The organism is Nitrospirillum amazonense (assembly GCF_007828035.1).
In the GTDB taxonomy this organism is placed as follows: Bacteria; Pseudomonadota; Alphaproteobacteria; order Azospirillales; family Azospirillaceae; genus Nitrospirillum; species Nitrospirillum amazonense.
The window spans coordinates 431438-444058 of the sequence record NZ_VITV01000005.1; the positions used below are offsets into that span (position 1 = coordinate 431438).

Annotated in this window: 10 protein-coding genes; 3 read left to right on the forward strand and 7 right to left on the reverse strand. The window is 67.1% G+C overall.

From position 1 onward, the window contains the following. Positions 1–26: 26 nt before the first annotated feature. The 3 genes from ggt to FBZ87_RS17070 form a co-directional block, all read right to left on the reverse strand. Positions 27–1859, reverse strand: coding sequence for a gamma-glutamyltransferase (gene ggt / locus FBZ87_RS17060; protein WP_246134441.1), 1833 nt, complete (start codon positions 1857–1859; stop codon positions 27–29). A 304-nt stretch (positions 1860–2163) separates the two neighbouring features. Continuing rightward, entirely contained in the window at positions 2164–2742 is a 579-nt protein-coding gene (locus tag FBZ87_RS17065) for a cold-shock protein (RefSeq protein ID WP_145611547.1), read from the reverse strand. 293 nt (positions 2743–3035) lie between these two features. Beyond that, positions 3036–4481: a sigma-54-dependent transcriptional regulator gene (locus FBZ87_RS17070; RefSeq protein ID WP_145611548.1), complete on the reverse strand. Its 1446-nt coding sequence runs from the start codon at positions 4479–4481 to the stop codon at positions 3036–3038. A 238-nt stretch (positions 4482–4719) separates the two neighbouring features. Between FBZ87_RS17070 and FBZ87_RS17075 the strand changes: the two genes are divergently transcribed. Together FBZ87_RS17075 and ykgO are read left to right on the forward strand one after the other, a co-directional pair. Next, positions 4720–5721, forward strand: coding sequence for a methyltransferase domain-containing protein (locus FBZ87_RS17075; protein WP_145611550.1), 1002 nt, complete (start codon positions 4720–4722; stop codon positions 5719–5721). A gap of 97 nt (positions 5722–5818) precedes the next feature. Further along, positions 5819–5944, forward strand: a complete 126-nt coding sequence (ykgO, locus tag FBZ87_RS17080; protein WP_012973122.1) for a type B 50S ribosomal protein L36 — start codon at positions 5819–5821, stop codon at positions 5942–5944. A 230-nt stretch (positions 5945–6174) separates the two neighbouring features. Here ykgO and FBZ87_RS17085 read toward each other — a convergent pair whose 3' ends face one another. The 4 genes from FBZ87_RS17085 to FBZ87_RS17100 all read right to left on the reverse strand — a co-directional run bounded on the left by FBZ87_RS17085 (position 6175) and on the right by FBZ87_RS17100 (position 12133). Further along, positions 6175–8232: a M13 family metallopeptidase gene (locus FBZ87_RS17085; protein ID WP_246134442.1), complete on the reverse strand. Its 2058-nt coding sequence runs from the start codon at positions 8230–8232 to the stop codon at positions 6175–6177. 83 nt (positions 8233–8315) lie between these two features. Beyond that, positions 8316–10397 (reverse strand): M13 family metallopeptidase, encoded by a 2082-nt coding sequence (locus FBZ87_RS17090; protein ID WP_246134443.1) that lies wholly within the window; start codon positions 10395–10397, stop codon positions 8316–8318. A gap of 175 nt (positions 10398–10572) precedes the next feature. Continuing rightward, positions 10573–11046 (reverse strand): TIGR02444 family protein, encoded by a 474-nt coding sequence (locus FBZ87_RS17095; RefSeq protein ID WP_211106971.1) that lies wholly within the window; start codon positions 11044–11046, stop codon positions 10573–10575. Beyond that, a complete protein-coding gene (locus tag FBZ87_RS17100) occupies positions 11039–12133 on the reverse strand; it encodes an ATP-dependent 6-phosphofructokinase (protein ID WP_145611554.1) in 1095 nt (364 codons plus the stop codon). Before FBZ87_RS17100 ends, FBZ87_RS17095 begins: the two co-directional genes overlap by 8 nt. 164 nt (positions 12134–12297) lie before the next feature. Between FBZ87_RS17100 and FBZ87_RS17110 the strand changes: the two genes are divergently transcribed. Continuing rightward, the gene (locus tag FBZ87_RS17110; protein ID WP_040848320.1) at positions 12298–12498 is read left to right on the forward strand and encodes a YdcH family protein; all 201 of its coding nucleotides are present in this window, start codon (positions 12298–12300) and stop codon (positions 12496–12498) included. Positions 12499–12621: the final 123 nt, after the last annotated feature.

Below are 12621 nucleotides of genomic sequence, written 5' to 3' on the forward strand. Positions count from 1 at the left end.
CAAAAAATGAAAATGGCGGCGGCGCTTCAGTCCCCCGCCGCCAGCCCCTCGCGGCGGGGATCTACGCCGCCTTCCAGGCCGGTGGCGGTGCGCTTGATGACGTGCAGGCCGCTGGGCATGGACTTAAGCTCCACCGTCTGGCCCAGTGCTTCCAGCCCAGCCTTCAGGGACGGGGCCCAGGGGCCGCTTTCCAAGGCGGTGGTGCCGTTGCGGTTGACGATGCGCGGCAGGCTGACCGCCTCCTGCGCGTCCAGGCCCCAGTCCAGCGCCGCCACGATGGTTTCCGCGACATAGCCGATGATGGCCGGCCCGCCGGGCGAGCCAACCAGCAGCAGGGGCTTGCCCGCCCGATCGAAGACGATGGTGGGCGCCATGGACGATCGCGGACGCTTGCCCGCCGCCACGGCGTTGGCCACGGGTAGGCCTGTGCCCGGGCTGGTGGGGATGAAGGAGAAGTCGGTCAGCTGGTTGTTCAGCACATAGCCGTCCACCGCCATGCCCGAGCCGAAGGCGAACTCCACCGACGTGGTGAAGGACACGGCCATGCCGCTGTCGTCCATCAGGGACATGTGCGAGGTCGATGGAATATCCGCCTGCCATCCGGGGCCGTACAGCGCACCCTGCTTCTGCGGTGGCACGCCGGCGGACACGGGGCCCTTGGCCGCGTGCGCCGGGTCGATCAGCTTGGCGCGCTCGGCCAGGTAGCCCTTGTCCAGCAGCCCCTTGGGCACGGTGACGAAGGCGGGATCGCCGACATAGAGGTCGCGGTCGGCGTAGGCCAGGCGGCTGGCCTCCACCATCAGGTGCCAGGCGGTGGGGGAGTCCTTGCCCAGGCCCTTCATGTCGAAATGTTCCAGCAGGCCCAGCATCTCCACGATGGCGATGCCGCCGGAACTGCTGGGGCCCATGCTGCACACCGTCCACTGGCGGTAGGGCGTGCACAGGGGATCGCGTTCCTCGACCTTGTAAGCCGCCAGATCCTGGGCGGTGACCAGGGCGGGAGCCCCCCCGGGTGTGTTAGCGGGGAGGGCGCTGTCGGCCAGGTGCTTGGCCAGATCCTGGCCCAGGATGCCGTGGTAGTAGGCATCGGGGCCCTGCGCGGCCAACACCTCCAGCGTGTGGGCCATGGCCGGGTTGCGGAAAGTCTCCCCGGCCTGCAGCGGTGTCAGGCTGCCGTCGGGCCCGGCATGGAAGAACAGGGCCAGCATGTCGGGCCGGTCCTTCAGCTGCGGCGTCAGCCCCTTCAGCAACAGGGCCAGGCGCGGGCTGACGACGAAGCCGTCGCGGGCCAGCTGGATGGCCGGCTGGAACAGGGTGGCCCAGGGCAGCTTGCCATAGCGCTTGTGCGCCTCCGCCAGCAGGGCGGGGATGCCGGGGGTGCCCACGGCGCGGCCGCCGTCGAAGGCGCGCATCAGCGGCATGGGCCGGCCGTCGGGGCCGACGAAGCGATCGGCGGCGGACCCTGCGGGCGCCGTTTCCCGTCCATCCAGGGACACCAGCTTCTTGGTCTTGGGAACCCAGATCAGCATATAGCCGCCACCGCCCAGTCCGGAGGATTGCGGCTCGACCAGGCCCAGCACCAGTTGCACGGCGATGGCCGCGTCCACGGCGCTGCCGCCCTGTCGCAGCATGGCGTGCCCGGCCTCCGCCGCCAGCGGGTTCGCCGCCACCACCATGTCCGACTTGGTGCGCACCACCGGTCGTGGCGTGAAGGGCGAGGCCAGTTCCGGGTCGCCACCCTGGGCATGGGCCGGGCCGACCGCCGCCAGCGGTGCCAGGACCAGTGCGCCGGCCAGAAGGGCGGCGCTGATTGGGCGGCGGGTGAAGGCGGGGGCGAGCTGCCGGGGCTTTTTATGCATGCCGCAACAATGGCATGCCGCCGCCGGCCAGGAAACAGGGGAGAGGCAGCCAAGGGGGGGAGACACGCCGTCGCGCCCTGCTACCGCTACCATGGGGGCAAAACAAAACGCGCCGTCCGGCTGGACGGCGCGTTCCGTGTCTCCGGCCCGCGAATTAAGCTCCCCAACGCCGACACCCGGCTGATCCCGAAAGGGATATTGCCAGGTGCCAGCGGGTCGAGGACGAATCCATCTGTCAGGAAACAGGAAATCCGGCGCCGGGGTTTCCCGGCGCCGTCAATCCCGTTCTACCAGATCGGATGGATTAGAGGACTTCCACGCGATTGGCCTGCGGACCCTTCTGACCCATGCTGGTCGTCAGGCGCACCCGCTGCTCCGGCGTCAGGGCGCGGACGCCCGAACGCTCCAGCGCGGTGATGTGGACGAACACGTCCTTCCCGCCGCCATCGGGGGTCACGAAACCGAAGCCCTTGTCGGCGCTGTAGAACTTCACAGTGCCTTCAACGGTCTCGGTCGGGCCGCTGGCTTCCCAGCCGCCGGCGCGGCGCGGGGCGCCACCACCGAAGCTGTCGCGGCGACCGCCGCCCATGCCACCGCCCATGCCGCCGCCGCCGCCGGGGGTGGCAGTGGACTCATCCACGCTGTGGATGGCGGCAACCTGCGGGCCCTTCTGGCCCTGGGACAGGTCGCAATTGATGGTGGTGCCGTCCGCCAGGCTGTCATGGCCGAAGGCCTGCACGACGGAAGCGTGCAAGAAGGCGTCCGGCGACCCGTCGGACAGGGTCACGAAACCAAAACCTTTCGTGGGGTTGTACCACTTGACGGTGGCGTTGACGCCCCGGCGGGTGATCTGCGGGCTCTGCGGAGAACGGCGCTCATACATGTGATTTGAACTCGAATGTAGTCGATAAAGTGCTTGGCCGGGGGCACCGGTCGCAAGGAAAGGCCCTAACACGCGCCCCTCCCAAGCCGGATCTGGCTGCGCAGGATTCTCTCCTGTGTGGGAGCTTATACCGAAAAAAACGGGACTGCACCAGCCATGCGATGCCAGATGCCCAAGTCATTTCGGAGGTAGCTGCGCCCCGCTGGGCGCACTTGCGCCATCAACCTGAACAGGCCGCAATAACGGGTAGCAATTCTGGCGCCCGGGCCCCAGATATGGGGGCTCTTCTTTGATCAGCCGGTGATCTTAATTTTCCACTGCTGAAGCTTGCGATAAATGGTCGACGGGCTGATTTCCAACAGCGCCGCGGCCCGGGGCACATCGTCGCCCGTCAGCGCAAGCGCACGTTGAATCGCCTGCTTTTCCAGCTGCCACAGGGGCACGACCTCGGTTGAGGAGGCCAGCGGGTCCGCGGCGGCCTCTCCGGCCGGCGGCCTCTCCGGGGATGGTGCGGCGGCGGACTCAGGCGGGTTCCGGCGCGCTGTGGCGTCCGCCGTGGCGCTGCGCAGCGGTTCCGGCAACATGGCGCGGGTGACGGCGGCCCCGTCGTTCAGGACGACCACGTTGCGCAGGATGTTCTGCAGCTGCCGGACGTTGCCGGGGAAGTCATAGGCCATCAGCGCCGATTCGGCATCGCTGTCCAGGCGCTGGAAGGCCTTGCCCTCCTCCTTCGCCATGTCCGCAAGGAAGTGGCGGGCGATCAGGCAGACGTCGCCCTCCCGCTCGCGCAAGGGCGGCAGGTGGATGGGAACCACGTGCAGGCGGTAGTACAAATCCTCGCGGAACCGGCCGGCCGCCACCTCGGCCAGCGGATCGCGGTTGGTGGCGGAAATGAAGCGGACGTCCACCTTCTCCATCTGCGTGCCGCCCACCGGCTGGAAGGTGCCGGTCTGGACGAAGCGCAGGATCTTGGCCTGCAGCTCCATCGGCATCTCGCACACCTCGTCCAGGAACAGGGTGCCGCCGTCGGCCTGGCGCGCGGCGCCCGCGCGGTCGCCGACCGCCCCCGTGAAGGCGCCTTTCACATGGCCGAAGATCTCGCTTTCCAGAAGATCCTTGGGGATGGCGGCGCAGTTGATGGCGATGAAGGGATGGTCGCGGCGGGGGCTGCAGCGGTGGATGGCGTCGGCTGCCAACTCCTTGCCCGTGCCGCTCTCGCCCGTGAGGAAGACGCTGGCCCGGCTGGGCGCCACGCTTTCGATCAGGCGGTAGACAGTCTGCATGGGGGTGGAGGCGCCGACGAAGGAATGAAAGCTGCCCCGGTCCAGCTCTCGTCGGTAATGGGCGACGATGCGGGTCAGGCGCCGCCGCTCCAGCGCGTTGCGCACGGTGACGATCAGGCGAGCCGCGGTGAAGGGCTTCACCAGGAAATCGAAGGCGCCGTCGCGCATGGCCTCCACCGCCACGCTGATGGAGCCGTGGGCCGTCACCACGATGACCGGCAGGTCGGGGTGGCTCTCCCGCGCGGTGCGCAGCACCTCCAGCCCATCGATGTCCGGCAGCTTCAGGTCCAGCACCAGGGCGCCCGGCTGCCGCAGGCGCAGGCTTTCCAGCGCCTGGGCCCCCGTTTCCTGGTGCTCCACCTCGTACCCCTCGCTATGCAGGTATTCGGTGTAGACCCGCGCCAGGGGGGCGGTGTCCTCGACGAGCAGCACCCGGTTGAGATCCGACTCGGTCATGGGCCTATCTGGTGTGGCGGGTGGCATGCGGGGACCGGGGACAAGTGTGCAACGTAAAGCGCTGGTGCCGTAGCGTATTCACGGCGCGCACGGCGTACAGGAGCATAGGGGGAGGCAAATTTCCGCCTGTCCAGGTGTTAACGGGCCGCGCGCGCGTTTCAGCATGGCCATTTCAACCGTCACGCAATGGCTGTACAATATGTTTCCGCATTAATGTTCCACGGGGCTGGTTCCACGCATGTCTGCCCAGCAGGGCTCGAAGGGTGCGGCGCTGCCACCGGCGACCTTGCCGCAAGCGACCCTGAAGGATCGCTTCGTCGCCTGGTGGGAAGGCTACGACTTGGCTGCGGTGCTCAGCCGCCGTCCGCGTGCCGATGAGGAGCAGGGGGACGGCGGCGCCCAGGGCGGTTCCGCCAAGCAGTCGCCCCAGTCCTCCACCGACCGGCGCACGCTGAACCGCTCCGGCAAACCCCTGTGGACGGCCACCCGCGTGCAGGTGGCGGAAAAGATTTGGGGCGACGGCTACGCCACCCCCGGCGGCAACGAACACATCCCCACCCTGGTCAAGCCCCTAGGCCTGAACCCGGCCATGAGCGTGCTGGATCTGGCCGCTGGCCTGGGCGGGTCCACCCGCAGCATGGCCTCGCAGTTCGGCGCCTGGGTGACGGGGTTGGAATCCAATCCCGTGCTGGCGGAGGCCGGCATGTTCCGCTCGCACAAGGCCGGCATGGCCCGCCAGGCGCCCATCCAGCCCTTCGACCCGGAAACCTTCTCCTGGCCCAAGCGCGTGGACGCCGTGTTCGCCAAAGAGGGCTTCTACACCGTCCGCAACAAGGACGGCCTGCTGGATGCGGTGGAGGCGGCGCTGAAGCCGCGCGGCCATTTCCTGTTCACCGACTACGTCCTGGACAAGGCCAAGGCCAGCGGTCCCGTCTTTAAGGGCTGGCTGGACCATGAACCGGTTGAGCCTCATCCCTGGACGGTGGACCAGTACGCCCAGGGCCTGCAGCAGCGCAACCTGGACATCCGCATCACCGAGGATTTGTCCGACCTGCACCGTAGCCTCATCCTGACCGCCATCCAGGGGCTGGTGACCCACCTGGAACAGCACAGCATGGATCACGAGACCAAGATCGCGGTGGTGGAGGAGGTGGAGCTGTGGGCCCGCCGCGTGGCGGTGCTGGATGCCGGCATCCGCCTCTATCGTTTTTACGTGTTGAAGCCGGCGGATATCAGCTGATCGATTTTACGATATGACTCAGGTTGACAGCGGGGCCGGCCCTTACTATTTTCCCGGCCTCGAACCGTGATCCAATCCAAGTGCCCGAGTCCAAATCATGAAGATCGTGAACTCCCTGAAGTCGATGAAGACCCGCCACAAGGCTTGCCGCGTCATCCGCCGCAAGGGTCGCGTGTACGTCATCAACAAGCAGAACCCGCGCTTCAAGGCCCGCCAGGGCTAATAAAGCGTTTCTGCCCTGTGGCCGGTTCGCCGGCCATCAGAACCAAAAACCGCGCCTGAATGAAGGCGCGGTTTTTGTTTTGCGGTTTTACGATTTCTTGCGGCTTGAGCGCGATTCGGCCGTGATCGCCGCCCAGCCAGGAAAAAGCCCCGCCAGCACAGGGCTGGCGGGGCGCTTCCTTTGAGACTCGGCCCCGCGGCTTCCGGGGAAGCCACGGGGATTCCGGCCGCTTACCAGACCTTGCAGGCCTTGGCGCCGCGGTTCATGGGAGCGTCGGCCTTGCAGTTGAAGGCCTTGGCGAACTCCGGATTGTTGGAGACGACGCCGTTCACCCGGTACTCCGACAGGGAATGGACGTCGGTGATCGCCTGGTCGCGCTTTGCGTCGTCGCGCTGGTTGCTGCACCACACCTGGGCGTAGCCCAGGAAGAACTTCTGCTCGGTGGTGAAGCGGCCGTCCTTCTTGGCGGCCTTGCCCTTCAGGGTGGCCATCAGGGCCTTCAGGGCGATGGCGTGGCCGCCATTGTCGGCCAGGTTCTCGCCCAGCGTGGCCTTGCCGTTCAGGTGGACGTCGTCGATGGCGACGAATCCGTCGTACTCATCCACCACGCACTGGGCGCGGGCCTCGAACTTCTTGGCGTCGTCGGCCGTCCACCAATCCTTCAGGTTGCCGTCCTTGTCGTACTGGCGGCCCTGGTCGTCGAAGCCGTGGGTCATCTCATGGCCGATGACCGCGCCGATGGCGCCGTAGTTGATGGCGTCGTCGGCACCCGCGAAATAGAAGGGCGGCTGCAGGATGCCGGCCGGGAAGTTGATGTCGTTCTCGGTCGGATCGTAATAGGCGTTCACGGTCGGCGGGCTCATCAGCCATTCCGACCGATCATGCGGCTTGCCGATCTTGGCCAGCTGGCGCTTGGTCTCGAACACGGTGGCGCGTTCCACGTTGCCCACCAGGTCGTCCTTCTTGGTCACGACGGAGGAATAGTCGCGCCACTTGTCGGGGTAGCCGATCTTGTCGACGATGGCGTCCAGCTTTTCGTGCGCGCGCTTCTTGGTTTCGGCGCTCATCCAGTCCAGCTGGTCGATATCGACCGAATACGCCGCCTTCAGGTTCTTCACCATGGTCAGCATCTTGGCTTTCTGGCCCGCGCCGAACGCGGTCTTCACATAATACTTGCCCAGATCCTCGCCCAGCGCGTTGTCCGTCTCCATGACGCAGCGCTTCCAACGCGGCAGGTTCTGTTCCACGCCGCGCAGCTTCTTGGAATAGAAGCTGAAGCGCTCCTCCACGAAGGCCTTGGACAGGCGGCTGGAGTAGGCGTGGGCCACGTGCCAGGACAGGTAGGTCTTCACATCGTCGACCGAGGCGCCGGCCAGGACCGACTCCATGCCTTTCTCCAGGAAGCCGGGCTCGGCGACGTTCAGCGTCTTGAACGCCGGCGCGCCGGTCGCTTTGAAATAGGCGTCCCAGTTGAAGCTGGGCGCCAGCTTGGCCAGCGTCGCCACCGGTTCCTTATGATTGGTCTGCTGCGGATCGTTGAGTTCCGCCAGGGTGAGCGACACCTTGGCCAGATCGGTCTCCATGCGCATCACCACCTGGGCCTTGGCATCGGCCGCCGCCGGGGCGTCGCCCAGCAGCTGGAAGACGCGTGACACGTGCTGCACATAGGCCTGGCGGATGCCGTCGAACTTGGCGCCTTCAAGGAAGTAGTAGTCGCGGTTGGACATGCCCAAGCCGCCCTGCTGCACGGTGGCGATGTCCTGGCGCGCGTCCTGGAAATCCGCCTGCGAGCCGAAGCCGAAGAACACGTCGACACCCACATCGTGCAGGGCCGCCACCAGGGCCGGCAGCTGCTCCTTGCCCGACAACGCTTTGACCTGGTCCAGCAGCGGCTGGATGGGGGCGGCGCCCTTGGCGTCCGCGCCGGTCTCGTCCATGCAGGCGGCGTAGAAGTCGCCCACGCGCTGATTGTCGGCGTTGGGATGGGCGACGATGTCTTCCAGCGCGCCCTTCAGGATCTGCTGGTTGCGCTCATGCAGGGAGTTGAAGCTGCCCCAGCGCGACTGGTCGCTGGGAATGGGGTTGGCCTTGATCCACGGACCGCAGGCGTACTGATAGAAGTTCTGGCAGGGGTCGACCGAGTCGTCGACCTGGGGCAGGGCCGCCTCGGTGGCCGACGCCTTCTTGGGTGCATCGGAGGCCCGCGCCGCGAGAGGCAGCGCCACCAGGGCGGTGGCCAAGGCGATGGGCGCCGCCCGGTTCAGAATCCCCGCGATAGGCTTGCTCATGTGGGGTGCTCCACCTTCGTTGTGTTTTTTGAAATGAAAGGGGGGCGCCGGTGGGTGGCACCGGCGCCCCTGTCAGACGCCCGTCACCAGACGCGGCAGGCTTTTTCGCCGGCCACCATCTTGTCGGTGGGTTTGCAGTTAAACGCCTCCGCGAACTCCTTCATGTTCGAGAGGGTGCCGTTCACGCGGTACTCACCCAGGGAGTGCGGGTCGGTCTGGGCCTGCAGGCGCCGGTATTCCGGCCGCGCCTCGCCGCACCAGACCTGGGCGAAGCCGTAGAAGAAGCGCTGGGCCGCCGTCAGGCCGCCGATCTTCTCATCCTTCTTCGTCCCCAGCCGTTCCATCAGGGCGCGGTAGGCGACACGGATGCCGCCGTTGTCGGCGGTGTTCTCACCCAGCTTCAGCTTGCCGTTCTCCTTCACGTCGCCGTCGGCGACGTAGCCGCCGTACTGGTCGACGAGGCACTGTGCGCGGGTCTTGAACTGGGCCGCGTCGTCGGCCGTCCACCAATCCTTCAGGTTGCCGTCGCCGTCGAACTTGCGGCCCTGGTCGTCGAAGCCGTGGCTGATCTCATGGCCGATGACCACGCCGATGGCGCCGTAGTTCACGGCATCGTCGGCCGCGCTGTCGAAGAAGGGCGGCTGCAGGATGCCGGCCGGGAAGTTGATGTCGTTGTGGGTGGAGGAATAGTAGGCGTTGACGGTGGGCGGGGTCATGCCCCATTCCCCCTTGTCCACCGGCTTGCCGATCTTGGCCATGTCGTAGTGGAACTCGAACGACTCGGCCCGCAGGGCGTTGCCCAGGGCGTCGCCGCGGCTGACCGTCAGGGCGCTGTAGTCCCGCCACTTGTCGGGATAGCCGATCTTGGCGGTGAAGGCGTCCAGCTTGGCGTGCGCCTTGGCCTGGGTCTCCTTGCTCATCCAGGTCAGGGTGGGGAAGGTCTCATCCAGCGACTTGCGGATGTCCGCCACCATCTGCAGCATGCGGGCCTTCTTCTCCGGCCCGAAGGCGCGGGCGACGAAGTACTTGCCCAGATCCTCGCCCAGGGCGGTGTCGGTGGCGCTGACGCAGCGCTTCCACCGGGGCTTCATCTCCTTGGCGCCGCGCATGGTGCGCTCATAGAAGTTGAAGTTCTCCTGCACGAAGGCGTCGGGCAGCCAATTGGCATAGGCGCTGAGGGTGCGCCAGGTCAGATAGGTCTTGATGTCGGCCAGGCTCAGGCTGTGGATCAGCTCGTTTTCCCGCTTCATGTAGTCGGGGTTGCTGACGTTCAGCGTGGCCGGCGGCTTCACGCCCGCGCCGTGGATATAGGCCGTCCAGTCGATGGCCGGGTCCAGCGTCCGCAACTCGGCGACGGTCTTGAGATGATAGCGGTTCTCCGGCTCGCGCATGGCGACGCGGTCCAGCGAGGCGTCGGCCAGGCGCGTTTCGATGCCCATGACCGTCTGCGCCTTGGCGGCCGCGTCGGGCAGGCCCGCCAGCTCCATCATCTTCTGGATGTGGGTGACATAAGCGGCCCGCTGCTGCTTGGACTTGTCGTCGTCGCGGAAATAATAGGGCTTGTCCGGCAGGCCCAGGCCGCCCTGGTAGACACCGGCGATGACCTGGGTCGCGTCCTTGTAGTCCTGCTGCTGGCCCACGCGGTGGAAGGCGTTGACGCCGGCGATGTGCAGGTCGACCAGCAGGCTGGTCAGGCCCCTCTTGCTCTTCAGGCCATTGATTCGGCCCAGCAGCGGCTGCAGCGGCGCCAGGCCCCGCGCCTCGATGCCCTTCTCGTCCATGCAGGCGGCGTAGAAATCGCCCACGCGCTGGCTCTCGGGCGTCGGATGGGCCGCCAGCTTCTCCAGCTCGTCGTGCAGCAGGGCCAGGTTGTCGTCGGCCAGCTTGTTGAAGGTGCCCCAGCGCGGCTGGTCCGCCGGGATGGGGTTGCGCTTGTTCCACACGCTGCAGGCGTGCAGGAAGAAGTTCTCGCAGGGGTTGACGTCGTTATCGACCACCGGCAAGCCAGGGGCGGTCGGCATGCCGGCGCCCTGCGGGGCCGATGCCGGGAGGGCGGCTGGGGGCGTCGGCACCTTTGTGTCGGTGGATTGGCAACCGGCCAGGCCGGCGGCGGCGATCAGGGCGGCCAGTGCGGCCGATGTGGAAAGGCTGCGTACCCCGGACATGTGATCCATCACCTGTTGTTGTCGTTGGGCCCTGCGGGGTCCCCTTGCCGGCCGGTGCCGCTGCCCACGGCAACCGGGCCAGGGACCCCAAAGGGGTCAAAATCAAGGCCGCCCGAAAATTTGATGCCAGGCGAAATGATTTGATGGCGGGGACAGTACCATAGGCGTCGCGCCGTCAGGAAAGCGCCTTATGTAACCGCTCTGTAACCAGGGCCGCTTCCGGCGGCAGCAGACGCGCCAGATTGTCGCGCAAAGCTTGAGAGCAGGACGGGGCGGGCGCCGGCCAGCCGTCGGCGAGCTGTTCCAAGGTCGCCATGTACAGCCGCTCGGCCTCCAGTTCCGCCGCCTTGACCGCCTGGCGCAGGGCCTCGTTCTCGGGTGCGCCGGCCGCCAGTGTCTTCAAGGCACGGCGGGCCTGGCGCAGCGGCGCGATGATGGGCGCGCGCCAGCGGGCGGCGACTGTCGCGGCGGCGGCCAGATCCGCCTCGGTCAGGGTGTGGCCACGCGCCGCCGCCCAGGAGCCCCACAGCAACAGCGGCACGTCGGCGCCGTGCGCGTCCTGCGCCGCCAGGCACGCCTCGGCAACGCCGGGCCGGGCATAGGCGGCCAGGGCGTAGGGCCAGAGTGCGGACGCCCGGTCGTCAGGCAAGGGGCTCGCCCACGTAAATGCCCAGGCCGCGCGCCGTGCGTACCAGAGTGCCGTCCACCTCCACCGCCGCATAAGCCTTGATGGCGTCGGCGATGGGCACGTCGATGACCTTGCGGTTGGACCAGGCCACCATGCGGTCGTATTTGCCGTTGGCGATCAGGTCGACGGCGTGCACGCCGAAGGCCGACGCGATCAGCCGGTCGCGGGGGTTGGGTGACCCGCCGCGCTGCACGTGGCCCAGCACGGTGACCCGGGTTTCCGCCCCTGTCGCCTCGGCGATCAGATGGCCGATGTAGCTGCCGATGCCGCCATAGCGCTTCTGCCCATCGGTGAATTCCTGCCGGGCCTTGCCGCCGCCCGGCAGGGTGGCTGCCTCCGACACCACCACCAGGGCGAAGTTGCGGCCCTGGGCGCGAATCTGGCGGATGCGGTTGGCCACGCCGTCCACTGTCCAGGGGATCTCCGGCAGCAGGATGACGTCGGCACCGCCGGCGATGCCGGCCGCCAGCGCGATGTGGCCGGCGTCCCGTCCCATGACCTCCAGCACCATGACGCGGGCGTGGCTGGCGGCCGTGGGCTGCAGGCGGTCCAGCGCCTCCGTCGCCACGGCCACGGCGGTGTCGTAGCCGACGGAGACCTCGGTCAGGCCCAGGTCGTTGTCGATGGTCTTGGGGATGCCCACCAGGTTCAGGCCGCCCTCCTGCGCCAGGCGACGCAGGATGGCCAGGCTTCCGTCGCCGCCGATGCCGATCAGCGCGTCCAGGCCGAGTTCCTTGCAGCCGCTGATGATTTCCTGCGACCGGTCCTTCTTCGTCCCGTCGGGCATGGGGTAGGCGAAGGGATCGCCCTTGTTGGTCGTGCCCAGCACGGTGCCGCCCTGGCGCAGGATGTTCCCGTCCACATGCGTCGGCAGCAGCACGCGGTGGCGCACCGGCCGGTCCAGCAGCCCGTGTGTGCCCTCCTCGATGCCCAGCACCTGCCAGCTGTAGGTGGTGACGGCGCGGTGGACCACGGCGCGGATGACGGCGTTCAGGCCGGCGCAATCACCGCCGCTGGTCAGGATGCCGATGCGCTTGCCGCTGCTCATGCCCGTGCCCATCCCTTGACGAAATGATGATCGAGACGTGAGTTTGAGGAAAACCGGACCTGCCCGCAATCGCCGAGAGGCATGCCGAAAGGCAGCACCCCTATCGCCGGATTTCTGGTATAGATCGCCCGGTGATCGAGATCAGCGAACGCTAAAAGGCACGGATGACTGAACAACACACCCTGAAGGAGAAGCTGGCGACGCTTCGGGTGGAGCATCGTGACCTCGACGACATCATCACCCGCCTGACGGGCCAGTTCCCGGTGGATCAGTTGCAGATTCAGCGGCTGAAGAAGCGCAAGCTGCTGCTCAAGGACTTGATCGCGCGCCTGGAGAGCGAACTGCTGCCCGACATCATCGCTTGATGTCATTTCCCATCCTGGACAGGCCCCGTCCGGGCGTGGCCGGCATGCGGTGCGGGCACTTGCAAGGGCGCTTCCCCCTCCTATAATCCGGCGCTTCCTTTTAGCCCGGGGGGAGCAACACCG

Bases quoted from the DNA above. Each gene is read 5' to 3' on its own strand.
- ggt (WP_246134441.1), bottom strand. From the start codon at position 1,859: ATGCATAAAAAGCCCCGGCAGCTCGCCCCCGCCTTCACCCGCCGCCCA.
- FBZ87_RS17065 (WP_145611547.1), bottom strand. From the start codon at position 2,742: ATGTATGAGCGCCGTTCTCCGCAGAGCCCGCAGATCACCCGCCGGGGC.
- FBZ87_RS17070 (WP_145611548.1), bottom strand. From the start codon at position 4,481: ATGACCGAGTCGGATCTCAACCGGGTGCTGCTCGTCGAGGACACCGCC.
- FBZ87_RS17075 (WP_145611550.1), top strand. From the start codon at position 4,720: ATGTCTGCCCAGCAGGGCTCGAAGGGTGCGGCGCTGCCACCGGCGACC.
- ykgO (WP_012973122.1), top strand. From the start codon at position 5,819: ATGAAGATCGTGAACTCCCTGAAGTCGATGAAGACCCGCCACAAGGCT.
- FBZ87_RS17085 (WP_246134442.1), bottom strand. From the start codon at position 8,232: ATGAGCAAGCCTATCGCGGGGATTCTGAACCGGGCGGCGCCCATCGCC.
- FBZ87_RS17090 (WP_246134443.1), bottom strand. From the start codon at position 10,397: ATGTCCGGGGTACGCAGCCTTTCCACATCGGCCGCACTGGCCGCCCTG.
- FBZ87_RS17100 (WP_145611554.1), bottom strand. From the start codon at position 12,133: ATGAGCAGCGGCAAGCGCATCGGCATCCTGACCAGCGGCGGTGATTGC.
- FBZ87_RS17110 (WP_040848320.1), top strand. From the start codon at position 12,298: ATGACTGAACAACACACCCTGAAGGAGAAGCTGGCGACGCTTCGGGTG.